General features: G+C 41.0%; 21 protein-coding genes. 12 read left to right on the plus strand and 9 right to left on the minus strand.

All coding sequences use genetic code 11. The features are described from left to right. Positions 1-31: 31 nt before the first annotated feature. From IWX76_RS09170 to IWX76_RS09200, 7 genes are read left to right on the plus strand one after another with little or no spacing between them, the layout of a single operon-like run. Entirely contained in the window at positions 32-1,009 is a 978-nt protein-coding gene (locus IWX76_RS09170; protein ID WP_196859603.1) for a hypothetical protein, read from the plus strand. Beyond that, positions 987-2,114, plus strand: a complete 1,128-nt coding sequence (locus tag IWX76_RS09175) for a glycosyltransferase family 2 protein (RefSeq protein WP_334641567.1) — start codon at positions 987-989, stop codon at positions 2,112-2,114. The genes IWX76_RS09170 and IWX76_RS09175 overlap by 23 nt, the downstream gene beginning before the upstream one ends. Further along, positions 2,111-3,205, plus strand: coding sequence for an ABC transporter permease (locus IWX76_RS09180; RefSeq protein ID WP_196859604.1), 1,095 nt, complete (start codon positions 2,111-2,113; stop codon positions 3,203-3,205). Before IWX76_RS09175 ends, IWX76_RS09180 begins: the two co-directional genes overlap by 4 nt. Positions 3,206-3,234: 29 nt before the next feature. Further along, on the plus strand, positions 3,235-3,846 hold the full coding sequence (locus IWX76_RS09185; RefSeq protein WP_196859605.1) for a ribonuclease HII: 612 nt from the start codon (positions 3,235-3,237) through the stop codon (positions 3,844-3,846). A 29-nt stretch (positions 3,847-3,875) separates the two neighbouring features. Next, on the plus strand, positions 3,876-5,066 hold the full coding sequence (locus IWX76_RS09190) for a glycosyltransferase family 4 protein (RefSeq protein ID WP_334641568.1): 1,191 nt from the start codon (positions 3,876-3,878) through the stop codon (positions 5,064-5,066). A gap of 41 nt (positions 5,067-5,107) precedes the next feature. Beyond that, positions 5,108-6,184, plus strand: coding sequence for a glycine cleavage system aminomethyltransferase GcvT (gcvT, locus tag IWX76_RS09195; protein WP_196859607.1), 1,077 nt, complete (start codon positions 5,108-5,110; stop codon positions 6,182-6,184). A gap of 13 nt (positions 6,185-6,197) precedes the next feature. After that, on the plus strand, positions 6,198-6,917 hold the full coding sequence (locus tag IWX76_RS09200; protein WP_196859608.1) for a 2-phosphosulfolactate phosphatase: 720 nt from the start codon (positions 6,198-6,200) through the stop codon (positions 6,915-6,917). Here IWX76_RS09200 and IWX76_RS09205 read toward each other — a convergent pair. Beyond that, positions 6,910-7,692, minus strand: coding sequence for a patatin-like phospholipase family protein (locus tag IWX76_RS09205; RefSeq protein ID WP_196859609.1), 783 nt, complete (start codon positions 7,690-7,692; stop codon positions 6,910-6,912). The two genes, IWX76_RS09200 and IWX76_RS09205, sit on opposite strands and share 8 nt — an antisense overlap. Before the next feature lie 58 nt (positions 7,693-7,750). Then, entirely contained in the window at positions 7,751-8,989 is a 1,239-nt protein-coding gene (locus IWX76_RS09210) for an RNA polymerase sigma factor (RefSeq protein WP_196859610.1), read from the minus strand. Between the two features lie 86 nt (positions 8,990-9,075). Between IWX76_RS09210 and IWX76_RS09215 the strand changes: the two genes are divergently transcribed. The 4 genes from IWX76_RS09215 (at position 9,076) to IWX76_RS09230 (ending at position 12,571) form a co-directional block, all read left to right on the plus strand. Further along, positions 9,076-9,528 (plus strand): carboxymuconolactone decarboxylase family protein, encoded by a 453-nt coding sequence (locus tag IWX76_RS09215; protein ID WP_196859611.1) that lies wholly within the window; start codon positions 9,076-9,078, stop codon positions 9,526-9,528. Between the two features lie 54 nt (positions 9,529-9,582). Further along, complete coding sequence (locus IWX76_RS09220; protein ID WP_196859612.1) at positions 9,583-9,924, plus strand: YciI family protein; 342 nt, start codon at positions 9,583-9,585, stop codon at positions 9,922-9,924. Positions 9,925-10,250: 326 nt separating this feature from the next. Beyond that, on the plus strand, positions 10,251-10,925 hold the full coding sequence (locus tag IWX76_RS09225; protein WP_196859613.1) for a porin family protein: 675 nt from the start codon (positions 10,251-10,253) through the stop codon (positions 10,923-10,925). A gap of 5 nt (positions 10,926-10,930) precedes the next feature. Beyond that, positions 10,931-12,571, plus strand: a complete 1,641-nt coding sequence (locus tag IWX76_RS09230; protein ID WP_196859614.1) for an NAD+ synthase — start codon at positions 10,931-10,933, stop codon at positions 12,569-12,571. 3 nt (positions 12,572-12,574) lie between these two features. On the opposite strand, the gene lnt is transcribed toward IWX76_RS09230, so the two are convergent. The 3 genes from lnt to rsmI are packed head-to-tail and all read right to left on the minus strand — an operon-like array spanning position 12,575 to position 15,584. Continuing rightward, complete coding sequence (gene lnt / locus IWX76_RS09235; protein ID WP_196859615.1) at positions 12,575-14,203, minus strand: apolipoprotein N-acyltransferase; 1,629 nt, start codon at positions 14,201-14,203, stop codon at positions 12,575-12,577. Further along, positions 14,204-14,845: a PH domain-containing protein gene (locus IWX76_RS09240; RefSeq protein WP_196859616.1), complete on the minus strand. Its 642-nt coding sequence runs from the start codon at positions 14,843-14,845 to the stop codon at positions 14,204-14,206. Between the two features lie 22 nt (positions 14,846-14,867). Further along, positions 14,868-15,584 carry a 16S rRNA (cytidine(1402)-2'-O)-methyltransferase gene (rsmI, locus tag IWX76_RS09245; protein WP_196860044.1) on the minus strand — a complete coding sequence of 239 codons (717 nt, stop codon included), beginning with the start codon at positions 15,582-15,584 and terminating at the stop codon, positions 14,868-14,870. Between the two features lie 48 nt (positions 15,585-15,632). On the opposite strand from rsmI, the gene serS reads away from it, so the two are divergent. Next, complete coding sequence (serS, locus tag IWX76_RS09250; protein WP_196859617.1) at positions 15,633-16,904, plus strand: serine--tRNA ligase; 1,272 nt, start codon at positions 15,633-15,635, stop codon at positions 16,902-16,904. Positions 16,905-16,977: 73 nt separating this feature from the next. Here serS and IWX76_RS09255 read toward each other — a convergent pair whose 3' ends face one another. The 4 genes from IWX76_RS09255 to IWX76_RS09270 form a co-directional block, all read right to left on the minus strand. After that, on the minus strand, positions 16,978-17,292 hold the full coding sequence (locus IWX76_RS09255) for a hypothetical protein (protein ID WP_196859618.1): 315 nt from the start codon (positions 17,290-17,292) through the stop codon (positions 16,978-16,980). A gap of 177 nt (positions 17,293-17,469) precedes the next feature. Then, a complete protein-coding gene (locus IWX76_RS09260) occupies positions 17,470-18,177 on the minus strand; it encodes an SIMPL domain-containing protein (RefSeq protein ID WP_196859619.1) in 708 nt (235 codons plus the stop codon). A gap of 78 nt (positions 18,178-18,255) precedes the next feature. After that, positions 18,256-18,858, minus strand: a complete 603-nt coding sequence (locus IWX76_RS09265; protein WP_196859620.1) for a lipoprotein signal peptidase — start codon at positions 18,856-18,858, stop codon at positions 18,256-18,258. Continuing rightward, complete coding sequence (locus IWX76_RS09270) at positions 18,858-19,241, minus strand: TraR/DksA family transcriptional regulator (RefSeq protein WP_196859621.1); 384 nt, start codon at positions 19,239-19,241, stop codon at positions 18,858-18,860. Before IWX76_RS09270 ends, IWX76_RS09265 begins: the two co-directional genes overlap by 1 nt. Between the last annotated feature and the right edge of the window lies 1 nt (position 19,242).

Consider the following 19,242-nt stretch of genomic DNA (forward strand, 5'->3'; position numbering starts at 1 on the left):
AAGCATATTTGCAGATAGTAAAAGTAAAAATTTGACAGCCACCCATAAAAAGCTCATATCCTACAGTCTAAAAATTGCCATCGTTGTATTTGCATTTTGGTTTATTTACCATAAACTAAGTACAAATCATGATTTAAAGGAGTTTGTACTGCTCATGCGGGCTACTCCAGAAAGGCAAATTTGGCTGGTATTATCGCTGGTGGGCTTGCTCATGCTGGTAAATTGGGGGCTGGAGGCTATTAAGTGGCAAAGGCTTATTAAAACCATCGAAGTACTTAGTCTGTGGCGGGCCATAGAGTCTGTTTTTTGCGGCTTAACACTTGCTATTTTTACACCAAACCGTTTAGGGGAGTATGGAGGCCGGGTGTTCTTCCTATCGCCGAAACGCCGGATCATTGGTGTCATTGCCATGGCAGTAGGCAATATCGGTCAGCTGGTGTTAACCAATATCTTCGGTTCTATTGCTGTCTGTCTATTCGTTTACCGTTTCAATTTATTAAATCAGGGGTTGTTTTTGGCACTTTGTGCTTTTGCATCAGCGTTCTGCCTGTTCTTTTTCCTGTTTTTTTTTAACATCAAATGGCTAAACAGCATTTTACTGTCTATCCGGTGGACCAGGCAATACCAGCGTTTTTATAGAGTACTGGCCCGCTACAAAAAAATTGAGCTTACTAAAATCCTATTCTTCTGCTTAGCACGTTATGTGGTTTTCAGTACACAATATTTTATTATGTTCTTTTGGTTAATTCCAGAATTGCAGGCTATGGATATCATCATGATGGTTTGTATCTTGTTTTTTGTGCAATCCTCACTGCCCTCGCTCGACCTGTTTGATATTGGAATCCGTAGCGTAACCGCCTTATTTTTCTTTAATTATGTGACCGATAAAAATGCTGCAGTAGTGGCCTGCACCGCCAGTATATGGCTCATCAATATTATTATTCCTGCTATATTAGGTTCTTACTTTGTTTTTAAACTTAACTTCTTTGGAAATATTCAGCGCAGCTAATTTCATCAGTCTTTTTTTAACCCTGCTTTATGTGGTGGTGGTCATCAGTTTTATTACAGGGTGGAAAAAACTGCGTAACTATTCGCCGGTTAAAAGGCAAGGCCAAACCCCAGTAAGCATAATTGTTGCTGCAAGAGATGAGGAAGAAAATATTTCAAAAACGATTGAAGATTTATTAGCTCAGACGTACAATCAGGAACTCACGGAAATCATCTTCATTGACGACCATTCCACCGATAGGACTGCAGCAATTATTTCCCAATACAAGCGCGTAAAGCTGATCAGCCTGCAGGAAAAGACCTTGAATTCTTACAAGAAAAAAGCTATTGAAACCGCCATTGGTGGTGCAAGTGGTAAGTTAATTATAACTACAGATGCAGATTGCAGGATGGGGCCGGAGTGGCTACAAACCATTGTGCAGTATTATGAAGAAAACGACTATAAAATGATCTCCTCGCCTGTGGCCTATGCAGAAGAAAAAAACTTCTTTGAACGTGCGCAAGCCTTAGAGTTTCTATACCTGATTGGTTTAGGCGCTTCTACTATTGGAAACAACAAACCTTCTACCTGTAATGGCGCAAACCTGGCTTACGAAAGGGAAGCCTTTTATGAAGTGGGTGGATTTAAAGGAATTGACGACCTGGCCTCTGGCGATGATGAGCTACTGCTTCATAAAATGGCGGCACGATATGGACAGAAAATCGGCTTTTTGAAAAACAGGAATGCCATTGTATATACGCAAGCTAAACCTACATTAGCAGAATTTATACAGCAGCGTAAACGTTGGGCCTCAAAAAGCACGCGTTATAAAAACAAGAGTATTATTGTTTTGGGCGTATTGGTCTGGTTGTTTAACCTAAGCATCGTTTGCAATATCACTGCTGGCTTATTTAACCCCCTATTTTTATATGTTGCCCTATTACAACTGCTTTTCAAAATAAGTTTAGAATTTATATTTTTATGGGCAGTCACCAGGTTTGCCCAGCGCAGGGAGCTCATGGTGTTGTCACCCATACTCAGTATCATGCACATCGTCTACATTTTATTTATCGGCGTTGCCGGAAATTCTGGAAAATACAAGTGGAAGGGAAGAATGGTGAAATGAGCAAACATCAACATAGTCCTTCGCAAAAGATATGGATTAAATTCAAGAAGAATAAGCTGGCTTTTGGCGGCATGATCTTTATTGGGCTCCTGATGCTGATGGGGGTGCTGGGCTATTTAATCACGCCAGACCAGTCGCCCATGGCCAACACCATGCACCTGCAGTTAAGCAATAAAAAGCCAGGACGCAGTTTTCAATTTCTGGTTACCTCGCGCAATGCTAAAATTGAGCAGGTAAACTTGTTTACCAAAATGCTAAACGGTCAGGAGCCAAATTATAAAAGTATTCCCATCACCTCCTACCGGGTGCAAGGCGATGTAATTTACGCCAGAGAATACATTGGCGATGAGGAACAAGCTGAAGAAATAAGTTTCCAGCGTTTAGGTGGGGAGCAAGTGTATAAACAAACCTTTTGGCTAGGGACAGATATGTATGGCCGCGACCTGCTGAGTCGCCTCATCATTGGCATTCGCGTATCGCTATCTGTTGGTTTAATGGCCGTCCTCATCTCCTTATCTATTGGAATCACCTTAGGTGCCCTTTCCGGCTTTTATGGCGGTAAAGTGGATGCTGCCATCAGCTGGTTCATGAATGTGGTATGGTCATTGCCATCGCTGTTACTCGTTATTGCTATTTCCTTTGCCCTGGGTAAGGGGTTCTGGCAGATATTTATTGCCGTAGGTTTATCAACCTGGGTTGATGTGGCCCGTCTGGTGCGAGGGCAAGTCATGGCTTTAAAAGAAGTGGAATTTGTAGAGGCCAGCAGGGCATTAGGTTTCTCTACCAATAGAATTATCATCAAACACATCCTTCCCAATATTGCCGGACCAATTTTAGTGGTGGCATCCGCTAATTTTGCATCAGCCATTATATTAGAATCCGGACTCAGCTTTCTCGGTTTTGGTGCGCAGCCACCCATGCCTAGCTGGGGCAGCATGATTAAGGAACACTATGGTTATATCATCATGGATGCTGCTTACCTGGCTGTATTACCTGGCCTGGCTATTATGTTTACCGTGTATGCATTCAACCTGCTTGCCATCGGTTTGCGCGATGCCTTCGATGTAAAATCTCAAAACGTAACGGTTTAAGTTAAATCGTTATTCCCTATCTTTGTTAAATGTTGTTGAATTGCTATCAGGAGGATTTTTTAGAGGCGGGCTGTGATGAAGCCGGAAGAGGGTGTTTAGCCGGACCAGTATTTGCAGCTGCCGTGATTCTGCCTAAAGATTTTGTTGCCGGTGAACTGACCGATTCGAAGATGCTTAAACATAAACAACGTGACGAGTTGCGCATCATCATCGAGAAGGAAGCGATTTGCTGGGCTGTTGCCGCCGTAGATAATGAAGAAATTGATAGGATCAATATCTTAAATGCCTCTTTTTTAGCCATGCACCGCGCTATCGAAAAATTAAGCATCAGACCACAATATTTAAGTATTGATGGCAACCGATTTAAAACCTATCCCGAAATTCCCCATTCCTGCATTGTAAAAGGCGACGGTAAATACCTTAATATCGCTGCTGCATCTATACTGGCGAAAACACATCGCGATGAGTACATGGTGAAGCTGGCCCAGGAATACCCTTTGTATGACTGGCATCAAAACAAAGGTTATCCCACCATTATGCATCGAAATGCTTCTTTAAATTACGGTTTAACACCCTATCACCGTAAAACTTTTAACATAAGCAGTCCCCAGTTGATTCTATTCGAAAACACTGAAAGATAATTTGTAATTTAACATCGGTGAAAGTTCTGATGTTAACATATAAGGTCCCATTTCCACCTAACAGTGGTTACCCTATCGTGGTTTATAACACGATAAAGGGATTATTGCGCCATGATGTAGAAGTCACCCTGTTTAGCCTTAACACCAGTGCCTACCATGTAGATCTCGATGATATTTACGATCCGGTGTATGAGGCCATAAACTTCTACTCACATGATATCGAAACCGATGCCAACCTCTGGGCCATGTTTCTCAATATATTTTCTAATGAGTCCTACAACGTTTCCCGTTATTTCAGCGATGATGCAGCGAAATTACTGGAAAACATTTTACGAGAACATGAGTTCGATATCGTCCAGTTTGAAGGCCTGTTCGTCGTTCCTTACCTTGATGTGGTAAAAGCCAATACCAATGCTAAATTGATATATCGTGCACATAACATTGTTTTCGATGTATGGGAACGCCTGGCTTTTACAGAAAGGTTTCCCCCTAGACGAAAGTACCTCGAGTTTTTATCCCGTCGGTTAAAATCATACGAAACCGATCAGATCAACCGTTTTCATCAAATCTTTGCCATCAGCGAGCAGGATCGCCAAAGCATCCTGCGCTTTGGCTGTGAAACCAGTCTGGAAGTGCTTCCGGTAGCCCTGGACCTGGATAAATACATCACCACCACACCAAGTAACAGTTTCCCAACCTTATTTCATTTAGGGGCCATGGATTTCCGTCCTAATAAGGAAGGCCTGGAGTGGTTTCTTTATGAAATATGGCCCGATATCGAAAAACTGAATAGTGAGCTGCGTTTTTATATTGCCGGCAAACACATGCAGCAGGAGTTTTTTGAATACGATTCTGATAACGTGGTTGTTGAAGGCGAAATTCTGGATGCCGTAGAGTTTATCAACTCCAAGGCCATTATGATTGTGCCACTATTAAGTGGAAGCGGCATGCGTGTAAAAATCATTGAGGGTATGGCCATGCGCAAATGCATCATTGCCACCACCATGGCAGCCGAAGGGATCTTTTGCCACCACGGTAAGGATATTCTAATTGCAGATACACCCGATGAGTTTTACCGTTCCATTTTACAATGTATTACCAACCCCGGTAAGCTGGTTGAAATTGGCGAACAGGCACGTAAAACCGCCGATAAATATTACAACATTTCTTCTATATCCGAGCGCATGCTCAAAATCTACGAACGTTTACTTAATGCATAAAATTGTGTACTTTTGGGCTAGATTAAGCACATAAAGAAAGCATGAATAATACCGCGTTAACAGAGAAACACATATCATTAGGCGCTAAAATGGTGCCGTTTGCAGGTTACAATATGCCTGTACAATACGAAGGCATCAATGCAGAACATAGTACCGTTAGAAACGGGGTAGGGGTTTTCGACGTAAGTCATATGGGCGAGTTTATTCTTAAAGGAGAAAAAGCACTTGACCTGATCCAACGCGTATCCAGTAATGATGCTTCTAAATTATATGATGGTAAAATTCAATACGCTTATTTGCCTAACGAAGAAGGTGGTATTGTTGACGATTTGTTGGTATACCGCATAGACGAAAAAAGCTATATGTTAGTGGTTAATGCATCAAACATAGAGAAAGACTGGAACTGGATCCAGAAGTACAATACTGAAGGGGTGGAAATGCACAATATTTCTGATAAAACCTCTTTATTAGCCGTACAAGGACCAAAAGCCGCAGAAGCTTTACAAAGTTTAACAGACATTGACCTGGCTTCTATGGAATATTATAATTTCAAAAAAGGAACTTTTGCTGGTGTAGAAAATGTATTGGTATCGGCAACCGGTTACACTGGGGCTGGTGGCTTTGAAATCTATTTTGAAAACCAACATGCCAATACCATTTGGGATGCCATATTCGCAGCGGGTGCCGATTTAAACATCAAACCTATTGGTTTGGGTGCACGTGATACCTTGCGTCTAGAAATGGGTTTCTGTTTATATGGAAATGACATTGACGATACTACCTCGCCTTTAGAAGCCGGCTTAGGCTGGGTAACTAAATTCACTAAAGACTTTACCAATGCTGAAGCCTTGAAAGCTCAAAAAGAAGCAGGCGTTAGCAAAAAACTAATGGGTATCGAAATGATAGACCGTGGTATTCCTCGTCATGATTACCAGATCGTAGATGCAGAAGGCCAGGTCATTGGTAAAGTAACCTCTGGTACTCAGTCGCCATCTTTACAAAAAGCCATCGGTATGGGTTATGTAGACAAAGCTCTGGCAAAAGAAGGCGCTGAGGTTTATATCCTTATTCGCGACAAAAAAGTAAAAGCAAAACTGGTTAAGTTTCCGTTTAAATAGTCTGCAAGCATAGATGCATAGAAAAATTGAAGTGTGTTTAACACCAGCCTTGCTGGATTTATATACTATTGAGGACAGTATTGTTGTAGTGATTGATGTGCTTAGGGCAACGTCATCCATGGTTTATGGTTTGGACAATGGTGCATTAGCCATCATTCCTGTAGCGCAGGTTGAGGATTGTCTACTTTACAAAGACATGGGCCACCTGCTTGCGGCAGAAAGAAATGGTGAAGTGGTGGAAGGCTATGACTTTGGCAATTCCCCATTTTCTTATACAAAAGAAAAAGTAGCCGGTAAAACGGTAGTGCTCACCACCACCAACGGCACCAAAGCCTTACATATGGCCAGGACCCGCGCTCATCAGGTGGTGATTGGCTCTTTCTTAAACCTGGAGTTTTTATGTAAATGGCTTAAACAACAAGATAAAGATGTGTTGTTGCTTTGTGCCGGATGGAAAGATCAGTTTAACCTGGAAGATACCCTGTTTGCAGGCGCTGTAGTCAGCGAGTTGAGGAGTAGCTTCTCTCACTTTGATGATTCCAGTGTAGCTGCTGAAGACCTTTATATTTTAGCCAAAAAGGACTTGCGTAATTACATGATGAAATCATCACATAGCCACCGCCTCGCGGCATTAAATATTGAAGAAGACGTAAAGTTTTGTTTGCAACTGAATATATGCCAGACCATCCCTGTATTACAGGGTGATGAGCTGGTGGCATTAGACTTTAATTAAGCGTTTGCCCAACAAGCGTTTTGATCAGTGGATTCCCTTTAATGGTTTTTAAGGCTTCTTCATAAGCCAGCCAATAAATGGTTTCCGCTTTTTTTGTGTCAAAAGCGCTAATCATTCCCATGTCTTTCGGTTCAATAAGGATGTTGCAAAAGGCTGATTTCTGTTCCATATCGCGGTTAATCAGCATCATCCCTGCCCGGCCAACTAATGACCTAAACGTTGTCAGTTTTTCTATAGGTTTTAAATGGTTGCATGACGATCCGATAATGAAATCACAATCCGTTAACAGCGGTTCTACCGGGAAATTATTTAATACTCCGCCGTCTACATACATTTTATTGTCGATCATCATGGGTTTAAAGATTCCCGGAATACAACTGGAAGCCAGTATGGTCTGAATGACCGGACCTTTGGTAAAGTATTCCAATTTACCTTCCGAAAAGTTGGTTACCGCCACGGTAAGTGGAATCTTTAGTTTTTCTATCAGGTTTTCTGGAAAATACGGTTTTAATAAAGAAGCGGTATTTTGAATATCCACCAATCCGAGTGAGCCAATGGCTGGGCGAATAAAACGTAGTAATTTTGTTCTATTAATAATATTTAGACATTCCTCCGGGTCTAAACCCGAAGCAAATAAGGCACCGGCAATGGAACCTGCACTGGTGCCACTAATGTGGCTAAATGTAATGCCTTGGTTAACTAATGCTTTTAAAACGCCAAGATGGGCAATGCCTCTGATTCCTCCTCCTGATAAAACGATACCAACTTTTGCCATAGAATAATAATTAGGGTACTGTAAGTTGGCGAATTTTTTTGTGAATACTGGTTTGGGTCTAACTTAGTAACAGTTTTTCGATGTGCTTTTTTATTTGCAATTGATCAGCATCGGACCTGGAGAGGTGGAGTGCCCGCTCAAAATGTCTGAGTGCCTGGTGGTCATCCAGGCCGGTATAAAGCTCACCAAGTAAGGAATAATAAAAGTGGTTATCCAAAAGTTTAAGCTTTTCCGCTTCGATAATGGCAACCTTCTTTCCCTTAACCTTACTCAGGGCATACGTCCTATTTAAAGCCACAATGGGAGAATTTTCCAGCATGAATAGGTCGTTATAATAATTTAGGATATTATTCCACTTTTCTATCGTATCCTCTTTTTGTGTGTGCCAATACGCAATACCTGCCTCCAGGTGGTATTTGCTCATCACAGTTCCCTCAGCGGAATGGGCAAGAAAATAAGTGCCTTTTATGATCAACTCCTGGTTCCACAAAGTTTCATCCTGATCCCCGTAAAGTACAACTTCCCCTTCATTATTTTGCCTGGCATCAAAACGCGAGGCATGAAAACACATCAAAGACATCAATGCATTTACCGCTGGCTGATTGGTTAATTCTTGCTCCGTCAACAGGTGACATAGCCTCATGGCTTCTGTACACAGGTCCTTTCGCAGGTTGGCGTTTTCCAAAGTGGAATAGTATCCTTCAGAGAAAAGCAAGTATATGGTCGTCAGTACGTTTTCTAGCCTTGGCGTAATATCTCCAGGGGCTGGTTGCTCAATTTTAATATTTTCTTCCCTAAGTTTTTGTTTAGCTCGGCTAACCCTTTTATAGATAACATCCTTGTTAGTGAGGTAGGCTTCTGCAATTTCCGCTATGCTAAAGCCACATAATAAATGGAGTGCAAGCGCAACTTGCGATGCTCTGGGATTACAAGGATTACATACGGTGAAAATCATGGCAAGCTGACTGTCGGTTATGTTTTTTTCTGATAGATCAATCTCGCGTTCAGCTGCCTGTGCCGATTCCAAATACCTGATCTGAGGTGTAAGTTTTTGTTCAAAGAGCGATTCACGTTTCAAGTAGTTTTTTGTTTTATTGCTGGCAACCGTGTAAAGCCAGGCGCTCGGGTTATCTGGAAGCCCCTTTTGGCGCCATATTTCGGTGGCGGATAAAAATGTGTCACTTACAATATCTTGCGCAACTTCAATATGATGTATGCCGAACCGATAACATAACACGGAAACGATTTTCTGGTATTCTTTTCTAAAAAGCTCTGGTAACAATATTCTTTCTTCCATGATTAAAGAATTTATTTTTCTTCTAATTTGTCCAATAATGAAACTATGGTTGTCATTTGGTTATAAACATTCAAAAATATAATATTATGGAAAAGAGAATCAACATTTTCGCAAAAGGACAAAACGCTTTAAAACCGTTATTTGATATGGTCGGTTATTTGAAAAATTCCTCCATTGATGCAAATCTTATTGCGTTAGTAGATTTTAGGGTCTCGCAGATTAATCAATGTGCCTACTGTTTAGATATGCATTCAAAGGAGGCAAGAGCGCAGGGAGAAACTGAGCAGCGTCTGTATGGGTTGAGCGCATGGAGAGAGACTCCATACTATACTGATCGGGAAAGAGCAGCGCTTTCCTGGGCCGAAGCGGTAACTGCAGCACACGTGCCAGACGAAGTATATAACCAGGTAAAAGATCATTTCACGGAAATTGAACTCATAGACCTGACCATGGCAATTACCGGCATCAACACCTGGAATCGTATTAATTTATCGTTCCCAAATGCAGTGGGTACTTATAGAGTTGGCATGTTTGGATAACACAACCAATTTTGCCGATATTGTATAACTCCATGAACGTATTAATTTTAACCAATGAACGACTTCTTATTAATTTTTCGCCGTGATTTTCAAACTGCTGATGCCCAACCTTCTGCAGCGCAATTGAAAGAACATTTTCAACAATGGCAAGACTGGTATCAAGACCTTGCTGCGCAGGATAGACTTTCAAGACCTCTTCAACGCTGGGATACAGACGGAAGAGTATTAAAATCCGATAAAAGTGTGACGAACGGTCCTTTTGCCGAGATCAAAGAAAATATTGGTGGCTTAATTATTATCAAGGCGGAAAGTTATGAAGACGCAGTCGCAGTTGGCCAAGGTTGTCCGATCCTGAATTTGGGCGGTACCGTGGAGATAAGAAAAGGGTTTCCTTAAATTAAAATAAACACATTAATTAATAGGTAATTAACTTAACGCTTGTATGCCAGCTGTAAATAGGGTTATAGTAATTGGGGCTATTATAGCGTTGATATGGACAGGGAATGAATCCGAGATGAATACGACATGAATCCGTGTTGAATCCGTGTTTTTCTAGTAAAAGACGGTTTCAACATATATTTATGTCGTATTTAACTTAAAGTTATTGTAAGGTAGTAACATATCATCATGCGGATAAGAAAGAAAGGGTAAAAAAACTATCCGCCAGAAAAATTAGATAAATTTGCCGTATTACACGTTATACCTATATTAAAATGATGGATATGAAAAAAGCGATTATTGCAGTGCTCTTTTTGTTGGCAACCGTTCCGGCTTTTGCTCAAAATTATGCAGCACGTGACTATGGATTTAGATTAGGCCTTACTGCACACCCTACTTTTGGTTGGTTAAAACCAGAAGAAGGAGGAAAAGGCAATGGTTTGAGTTTAGGCTTCTCTTATGGCTTGTTAGCAGATTTTGATTTTGCTGAAAACTATAGTTTCGCCACTGGATTAACCATCACCACCATTAACGGAAAAAGTACAGAGTTTAACCCAAGGCTTTATCACGATCCTAATATCTCGGCATTGACCGCCTACGACCTTAAATATAAATTGCAATACCTGGAAATACCTTTCACTGTTAAACTGCGTACTGATAAAGTTGGCAATGTGAGCTGGTATGGGCAATTCGGCCTTTCTAACGACTTTAATATTGGCGCCAGACAGGATGTTGAACTGGACGGCCGCGAATTAGAAAACAATAAGAACATTAAGGATTACACCAAATTTTACCGTGCCGGTCTAATATTAGGTGCAGGTGGTGAATTTGATATGAATAACCGTTCGTCCATAACTGTTGGGTTAACTTATAACAATGGTTTCACTAATATCGTGAAAAAACAAGACAGAAGTGTGCGTAGCCACTACGTTGGCCTTAACTTAGGAGTATTCTTTTAAAGACTATGAAAATCGCCTTAGCCCAGCTTAATTACCATATTGGTAATTTCGACTATAATACCAAAAAAATAATGGAGAACATCCAATTGGCTAAAGCCAAAGGTGCCGACCTGGTTGTTTTTGCTGAACTTGCGGTGTGCGGTTATCCGCCGCGCGACTTTCTGGAGTTTGAAGAATTTATTAGCCTTTGTGAACAAGCTGCGCAAGAAATTGCCCGTCATTGTCAGGATATTGCCTGTATAATCGGCCTGCCTGTAAAAAACGAGGCTATAGCTGGTAAGGATTTATATAACGCAGCTTATTTTATTGAACAAGGCAAGGTAAAAGCAGTTACACGGAAAGCACTTTTGCCTAACTACGATGTGTTTGATGAGTACCGTTATTTTGAGCCTGCGACACAATTTGAGTGTATCGAGTTTAAAGGACAGAAAATTGCCCTAACCATTTGCGAGGATTTGTGGAACATCAACAATAATCCGCTATATGTGTCAAACCCAATGGATGAGCTGATTAAGGAGCAGCCAGATCTGATGATCAACATTGCTGCTTCTCCATTTTCATATACCCATGATGAGGCCAGGGCTGTTGTTTTAGCTGATAACGCCCGGAAATATAATTTGCCTTTATTATATGTAAACCAGGTAGGTGCACAGACAGAGATCGTTTTTGATGGCGGTTCTCTTGTTTTTGATGCCGAGGGTAATGTTTTAGACGAGATGCCTTATTTTAAGGAAGAGCTGCGGGTATATGAATTTGCCAACAAACGTCTTCAAGGTCTAACACCCATCAAACAAGAGGCGGCATCTGACATTGCACAAATCCATGATGCCTTGGTATTGGGTATACAAGATTACTTTCAAAAATCTGGGTTTAAACAAGCTGTTTTGGGTTTGTCTGGCGGAATTGATTCAGCTGTGGTCTGTGCATTGGCTTGCAGAGCCCTGGGACCCGAAAATGTGATGGCGGTATTAATGCCATCTAAATATTCAAGCGATCATTCCATCAAGGATGCGCTTGATCTGGTGCATAACATCGGCTGTAAACATGAAGTGATTGCCATTAAAGAAGCCGCTGATGCATTTGATGATATGATGGCACCTGCCTTTGAAGGCATGCCTTTTAACCTGACTGAAGAAAATATTCAAGCCCGTTGCCGTGGTATTGTAGTGATGGCCATGTCGAATAAGTTTGGCTATATTTTGCTTAATACTTCTAATAAAAGCGAATGTGCGGTAGGTTATGGTACCTTATATGGCGATATGTGTGGTGCCATAGGTGTGATTGGGGATGTGTACAAAACACAGGTCTATGCGCTAACAGACTATATTAATAAAGATGGGGAAGTAATTCCTAAGAATACGGTAGTTAAACCGCCATCTGCAGAGCTTAGACCCGGACAGAAAGATTCTGATTCCTTGCCCGACTATGATACGCTGGATAAGATATTATTCGAGTATATAGAGCTGCGTAAGAGTTCTAAAGCTATTATTGAACAGGGTTATGACGAGCAACTAGTTCGGCGGATTATCAAAATGGTGAACACCGCAGAATTTAAACGTTATCAAACGCCCCCAATTTTAAGGGTATCTCCCAAAGCATTCGGCATGGGACGCCGCATGCCAATTGTTGGGAAATACCTATCCTAAGTGCTAAGCCGGTTTTGCCTTTTTTATCCAGTGTTTATAGGGGATAATTAAGGCAAACAATAAGGCGGTGATACACAAAAGTTTCGCAATCAGGTCGCCACTTTTGCTGTAAAAAGTTAACTCATCATTTAAATTTACATTTTCTTGTAAGGCTGTTTTGGTCCACCAGTTGCTGCGTTTCACTACATCGCCCCGTTGGTTGATAAATCCGGATATTCCTGTATTGGCTGATCTTGCTACCCAGCGTCGGTTTTCTATAGCCCTTAATTTAGCGTATAAGAAGTGCTGGTCTTTTCCGGAGGTGTTACCCCACCATGCATCATTGGTGATGATAGCGATGAACTGAGCGCCATCTTTAACCGATTGGCCGATCCAGTCGCCCCACAATGACTCATAACAAATTACAGGAGCCACACCAATGCCACTATAGGCATAAAAAACCCCAGGTTTTTCTTGCCAGCCCCAGCCACCTATGGTACCCCCCAGTTGGGCAAACACCGGTTTTAAAAAAGCCATTACCGTAGGGAAAGGCAACTTTTCAACGCCTGGAACCAATTTAGATTTATGGTAGAACTGCACATTTGCTGAATTCTCGATCTGCATGGCGGTATTGAAATTATCGAAGTACAGTCCGGAGTTTGCATCGTGTTTCGCACTGATCGTACGCTGGTCGTTATACACCCTGATGGTTTCCATGCCTGTAACCAGCGATGCGTTAGGGTATTTTTTAATGAACTGTTGCAACTGTGTAAACTCTGTGCTGCTGCGGATCTGTTCTTCATCGAGGTAACTCGGTATTGCAGTTTCCGGCCAGAAAAAATATTCAGTATCTACTTTTCCCAGGGAATCTGATAGCTGCATTAAAAGGTTCAGCTGGTCGGCCGTACTGATGCCGCCAAACTTTTTATAAGGATCAATGTTAGGTTGTACCACCACTACGGAGGCTGGTCTGGCTCTTTCCTGGTAATTATAGTATTTTACTAATGACAGTGTTGCCGGAAGGATGACTACTAAAGCCCAGGCTAAGGCTGGCCGGTATTGCAGGTAGCCCTTTTGTGACTTATAGGCTTTGTAAGCTTCGAAAGCGAAGATATTGCTTAAAATAATCCACACAGACCCCCCGTAAACGCCGGTGTATTCATACCATTGTGCCAGCTGGTGCATGCCTGCCAAACCGTTACCTAAGGTCATCCATGGAAAAGAAAGCTCCCAGGTTTGATGCAGGTACTCCATCGCAATATAAAAGCTGAGTAAACCTGCATAGGCCACTTTTATAGAAGCATAGCGACTTAAACGGTAATATAACCAAAAAGCGAAAGTCATAAGCAAGGCGCCTAAACCAAAAGGAATTAGTGACACCAGAAAAGCAACAATGGCATTGTTATCTGCACTGATGGCATTATACACCCAGTAAATGCAAGCCGTATTCCACACCAGGAAGGTTAGACCAGCGGTAAGAAACACTTTTTTTCCTTTTTTAAGGCTGTTTCCATTCCTGGTCTGGTCAATTGCGATCAGCAGGGGTACTAAACCAATTAATAATAAAGGGCTGGTGTAAGGGATAGGGGGCCAGGCCAGCCACAAGATAAAAGCACTTAATAAAGCAAGTAAAACCGTGTTTTTTGAATTCATCTAGATGCTGTCTAAAATACTTGCTTTTTTAGCTTCGTATTCCTCTTGGTTGATCAGTTGTTTGTCGAATAAAGTTTTCAATTTCCGTAGTTTTAACGTCGCTTCATCTTCTGGTTCTTCCGCTAGCTCAGGGGCAGCTTCGATCAGGACAGGTTGAATGTCCAGTTCCTCGGCTTCTTCTATCACCTCTATAGGCGTAAAACGAATTTCTTCTACTGTTTTCTTTGACTCTTCCAGGTTAGTTTGTAACTCTTCCCGGTAAACATCCAGTTGTTCTTGTACGGCCTGGTAAAGTTTACGGGCCTGCACTTTAGGAATATATTCGGTGACAATGTTTTCGCCATGCTGCGGAACGCAAATAAATTTAGAACCAAAAAGTTCTTCTTTAAAGGATACCTCTTTTATACTTTTCCAGGAGATGTCTTTAAAGTTCATGGTGATGCCGAAATTGGCCGGCTCACAGTAAAATAGGCGTTTGTTGCTTAAGGCAATACAATTAGGTAATATGTTTACTGCCGGGCGTTTTTGCACAGCTATATATAACAGCTCTTCATTGCTGCTTAACAAATCCTTTAGTTTTCCTACAACTTTATCAACCGTTTTAGGGTCTTGCTCTTCTGTTAAAAATTGATCTATTAACATGGGTTGTTTTTTATTTATTGTATTATTTTTTGTAATCCGGCCTGTCGGCTTTAGTCTTTTTAGTCTCTGGCGCTCCGGCAACACAAATTACAAATTCTCCTTTTAATATGTTGTTTTCAAAATGTGATTTAATCTCCATTAAGGTGCCCCTCACCGTTTCTTCATACATTTTGGTGAGCTCTCTGCTTACGGAGGCCTGGCGGTCTTCACCGAAATGTTCGGCAAATTCTTCCAGGGTTTTGAGTAGTCGATGCGGACTTTCATACAGCACAATGGTGCGTTCTTCTTCCGCCAGTTTTTTCATGCGGGTTTGTCGGCCTTTTTTAACGGGCAGAAATCCTTCGAATACAAAGGCATCCGTAGGTAAACCCGAATTTACCAGGGCTGGTACAAAAGCGGTGGCGCCTGGCAGGCATTCTATTTCCAGGCCGTTTTTGATCACTTCGCGTGTGAGGAAAAAGCCAGGATCAGATATCGCAGGTGTACCTGCATCAGAAATCAGGGCTACATTTTTACCTTCCTTCAAAAACTTAATGATCTCCGAAGTGGCTTTATGTTCGTTATGCTGGTGGTGGGAATATGCTTTTTTATCAATGCCAAAATGCTTGAGCATGGGCGCACTGGTCCGCGTATCTTCTGCAAGAATGATGTCGGCCTCTTTAAGTATCCTGATGGCCCTGAAAGTCATATCTTCAAGGTTACCTATGGGCGTAGGGACAAGAAATAGTTTACCATCCATGTTCAGTGTCTCCAAACTCTTGTTATCTTTGTTCAAAATATATAAATAATGCTGCAAGTTAACTATATCCGCGAAAATAGAGAGAAAGTTTTAGAACGCTTAACCATCCGTAACTTTAAACAGCCAGAATTGGTTGATGAAATTATCCAGGTTGATGATGAACGTAAACAAACACAAACTTCCTTAGACAATCTTTCCGCTATAGCTAATTCGAGTGCAAAGCAGATTGGTGAATTGATGCGCAACGGCAAAAAAGAAGAAGCGGATGCCATTAAATTAGAAACCACGGCTAATAAAGATAAAATCAAACAATTGGGTGAGCAGCTGACTACCGCTGAACTGAAGTTACACAACCTGTTGGTGCAACTTCCAAACTTGCCCAACGAACAAGTTAAACCTGGTATAACACCTGAAGATAATGAAATTGTACTGACCCATGGCCAGCCCGAACAACTGAACGATCAGGCCCTACCACACTGGGAACTTTGTGCGAAATATGATATCATCGACTTTGAGTTGGGAACTAAAATTACAGGTGCTGGTTTTCCGGTTTATAAAGGAAAAGGTGCCCGCTTACAAAGAGCCCTGATCAATTTCTTTCTTGATCGTGCAACAGAGCAGGGTTACCGTGAATTGCAGGTGCCACATTTAGTGAATGAAGCTTCTGGTTTTGGTACCGGTCAGCTGCCTGATAAAGAAGGCCAGATGTACCACTCCACTGTTGATAATTTATACCTGATACCAACTGCCGAAGTGCCGGTAACCAATATCTATCGCGATGTGATTGTGAAAGAAGAAGAGTTTCCGATTAAAAACTGTGCTTATACACCATGTTTCCGCAGGGAAGCAGGTTCATACGGGGCTCATGTGCGTGGTTTAAACCGCCTGCACCAGTTTGATAAAGTAGAACTGGTACAAATTGTTCATCCAGACCAGTCATATAACGTATTGGAGGAAATGAGCGCATACGTGCAGTCCTTATTACAGGAACTGGGTTTACATTACCGCGTGCTACGTTTATGTGGCGGTGATATGGGTTTTACTTCTGCCATGACTTACGACATGGAAGTATGGAGTGCTGCGCAACAACGCTGGTTAGAAGTATCATCGGTATCAAACTTTGAAAATTACCAAAGTAACCGTTTGAAGTTAAGGTTTAAAGGAGCTACGGGTAAAACTCAATTGGCACATACCTTAAATGGAAGTGCATTGGCTTTGCCGAGGATTGTAGCGGCAATTCTAGAAAATTACCAAACTCCAGCTGGTATCCGCGTTCCGGAAGCCCTGGTTAAATATACTGGCTTTTCAATTATTGATTAACTTCAATATAAACCATAAAAAAAGGCTTTCTGCGTGATGCAGAAAGCCTTTTTTTATGGTTATAAAATGCTAATTACAAAATTAGGATTAATAATAAAATGATGATAATAATGGCACCAACTGAAAGGTAAACACCACCATTCATTGCACGAGCTTGGTTTTTTAATTCTTTTAACTCTTTACGCAATTCTTTTTTATCAGCTCTTGATAAATCAGATTTATCCATGTCTCTGATTTGCTCAACACGGTTGGTAATTCTGTTAAATTGTGCCTGTTGTTCGGCAGTCATTTCAACTTTATTTTTGTCTTTAACGCCAGCAGCTGAAACAGTGTTTGCGCTAATACCTAACATGAAAATTAGGGTCAGGGAGTAAATTAATTTTTTCATATTTATTGTTTTAAAGGGTGTACCCCTGAATAACAAAAAACCTACCAAAAATGTTGGTAGGTTTTTTTAAAGTTTTATAAAGTCTTTTGTGTTAACTAATTAGCTGTGGTTGCTTTGCTATAGGTAAAGCTCATCAACTAGTTTACGCTAAAGAAAACTGTATAGTCTTTCGTGCAATTATTTAATTTCGAATACAGTATTCACTACAGAGGTTAGCTTAATGGTTTTGAAGTCAATCTCAGCTGCTACACTTTCCATATCTGCTGAAGCACTTGCCTTCATCATCATGGTGTTGTTGCGGTAATTCTGTTGAGGAAAAGATTCATTACTGATATCCTGAATGTCAAGAACAGAACCTAAATCATTTCCAAGCGCAGTTACCATATATAATGCTTTGGCTTTAGCAGCCTGCAGGGCTTTAACTTTAAGTTCTTTCTTCAACTCTTCCATTTTAGAATAGTCGTAACTTTCAATATTGGTATAAGCAATTCCTTTAGGGTCAATGGCGTCCATGATGTCATTAAACTTATTAAGATCGCTTACTTTTAAACGGTATTGTTTGCTGGCCAGGAAATCAGGATCTTTCTTTTTCTTGGTGGCGTAATTGTAACTAGACAAGTTATTAATCGTCAGGTTCTCTTTTGGAATGCCAGCAGCTTGTACAGCAGCAACCAATTGATTCTCTATGGTAGTCATCTCTACCTTTTTCTTGCTGTTTCCATCTTTAAGGTACTCCTTTAAAGAGATACTGATGTAAATAATATCCGGAGTAACTTCTCTTTCTGCACTACCACTAACGGTTATTTTTTTACGTAAATCTACTTGTTGTGCCATTGCCGCGGTAGTAAAAAGGGCAACAAAGGCTAGGGCTAATAAGTTCTTCATAATCTGATTTCTTTATATGTTATTAGGTAGATGAAAATATCATACCAAATCCATACAAATTAGTCTACAAGGGTTTTGTTATTCTTCAACGACCTCATTATTAGGTCCTATTTCTTCAACAACTTCTTCTTTAAAGTAAGTTTTCTGGTATATAAGGATTAAGATCACGCCAACAGAAATTGCCGCATCTGCCACATTAAATACAGGTCTGAAGAAGATATAGTCTTCACCTCCCCAGATAGGTACCCAGGTAGGGAAAATACCCTGAAGTATCGGGAAATAAAACATGTCAACTACACGACCATGAAATAAAGTGGCATAGTCATATACTCTTCCATAAAATACAGAGTCGATTATATTACCCAGGGCACCTGCAAAAATCATCGCTACTTTAATAATTAAGCCGCGATGGTATTTATGCTGAATCAGGTAATGCATGCCATAGCCTATCCCGGCTACGGCAGCTATTCTAAATAAAGAAAGGAAAAGTTTTCCAAACTCTCCGCCAAACTCCAGGCCAAAGGCCATACCGTTGTTTTCAGTAAAATGGATAATGAACCAATCGCCAAGAATTTTAAATTCCTGGCCGAGGTACATGTTGGTTTTAACCCAGGTTTTAGAGGCCTGGTCGACTAATAAGATGATGAAAATAAGTAGTAAAGGTTTTGTATAGCCCTTCATTATGCTTGCTTCAGTTTTGCTTCCATACTTAAAGTTGCATGCGGTACTGCACGTAAACGTTCTTTTTGGATCAATTTACCAGTCTCTCTGCAAACACCGTAAGTTTTATTCTCAATACGCACAAGCGCAGCTTCCAGATTTTCAATGAACTTCTTTTGACGTGCAGCTAACTGGTTGATTTGCTCTTTTTCTAAAGTAGCAGATCCATCTTCCAATGTTTTGTAAGTTCCGGACGTATCTTCTGTGCCATTTGAATTAGGACTGCTTAAGGAATTGGTCAAAGACAGGAATTCTTCCTTTGCCATTCTTAATTTGTCTTGGATCAGCTCTTTGAATTCTTTTAACTCACTATCAGAATACCTTGTTTTTGTGGGTTTTTCCATA

The organism is Pedobacter sp. CAN_A7 (assembly GCF_015752175.1).
In the GTDB taxonomy this organism is placed as follows: domain Bacteria; phylum Bacteroidota; class Bacteroidia; order Sphingobacteriales; family Sphingobacteriaceae; genus Pedobacter.

Bases quoted from the DNA above. Each gene is read 5' to 3' on its own strand.
- IWX76_RS09180 (WP_196859604.1), top strand. From the start codon at position 2,111: ATGAGCAAACATCAACATAGTCCTTCGCAAAAGATATGGATTAAATTC.
- IWX76_RS09220 (WP_196859612.1), top strand. From the start codon at position 9,583: ATGAACGACTTCTTATTAATTTTTCGCCGTGATTTTCAAACTGCTGAT.
- lnt (WP_196859615.1), bottom strand. From the start codon at position 14,203: ATGAATTCAAAAAACACGGTTTTACTTGCTTTATTAAGTGCTTTTATC.
- IWX76_RS09185 (WP_196859605.1), top strand. From the start codon at position 3,235: ATGTTGTTGAATTGCTATCAGGAGGATTTTTTAGAGGCGGGCTGTGAT.
- gcvT (WP_196859607.1), top strand. From the start codon at position 5,108: ATGAATAATACCGCGTTAACAGAGAAACACATATCATTAGGCGCTAAA.
- serS (WP_196859617.1), top strand. From the start codon at position 15,633: ATGCTGCAAGTTAACTATATCCGCGAAAATAGAGAGAAAGTTTTAGAA.
- IWX76_RS09200 (WP_196859608.1), top strand. From the start codon at position 6,198: ATGCATAGAAAAATTGAAGTGTGTTTAACACCAGCCTTGCTGGATTTA.
- IWX76_RS09270 (WP_196859621.1), bottom strand. From the start codon at position 19,241: ATGGAAAAACCCACAAAAACAAGGTATTCTGATAGTGAGTTAAAAGAA.
- IWX76_RS09260 (WP_196859619.1), bottom strand. From the start codon at position 18,177: ATGAAGAACTTATTAGCCCTAGCCTTTGTTGCCCTTTTTACTACCGCG.
- IWX76_RS09205 (WP_196859609.1), bottom strand. From the start codon at position 7,692: ATGGCAAAAGTTGGTATCGTTTTATCAGGAGGAGGAATCAGAGGCATT.
- IWX76_RS09230 (WP_196859614.1), top strand. From the start codon at position 10,931: ATGAAAATCGCCTTAGCCCAGCTTAATTACCATATTGGTAATTTCGAC.
- IWX76_RS09215 (WP_196859611.1), top strand. From the start codon at position 9,076: ATGGAAAAGAGAATCAACATTTTCGCAAAAGGACAAAACGCTTTAAAA.
- rsmI (WP_196860044.1), bottom strand. From the start codon at position 15,584: ATGGATGGTAAACTATTTCTTGTCCCTACGCCCATAGGTAACCTTGAA.
- IWX76_RS09210 (WP_196859610.1), bottom strand. From the start codon at position 8,989: ATGGAAGAAAGAATATTGTTACCAGAGCTTTTTAGAAAAGAATACCAG.
- IWX76_RS09190 (WP_334641568.1), top strand. From the start codon at position 3,876: ATGTTAACATATAAGGTCCCATTTCCACCTAACAGTGGTTACCCTATC.
- IWX76_RS09240 (WP_196859616.1), bottom strand. From the start codon at position 14,845: ATGTTAATAGATCAATTTTTAACAGAAGAGCAAGACCCTAAAACGGTT.
- IWX76_RS09225 (WP_196859613.1), top strand. From the start codon at position 10,251: ATGAAAAAAGCGATTATTGCAGTGCTCTTTTTGTTGGCAACCGTTCCG.
- IWX76_RS09265 (WP_196859620.1), bottom strand. From the start codon at position 18,858: ATGAAGGGCTATACAAAACCTTTACTACTTATTTTCATCATCTTATTA.
- IWX76_RS09255 (WP_196859618.1), bottom strand. From the start codon at position 17,292: ATGAAAAAATTAATTTACTCCCTGACCCTAATTTTCATGTTAGGTATT.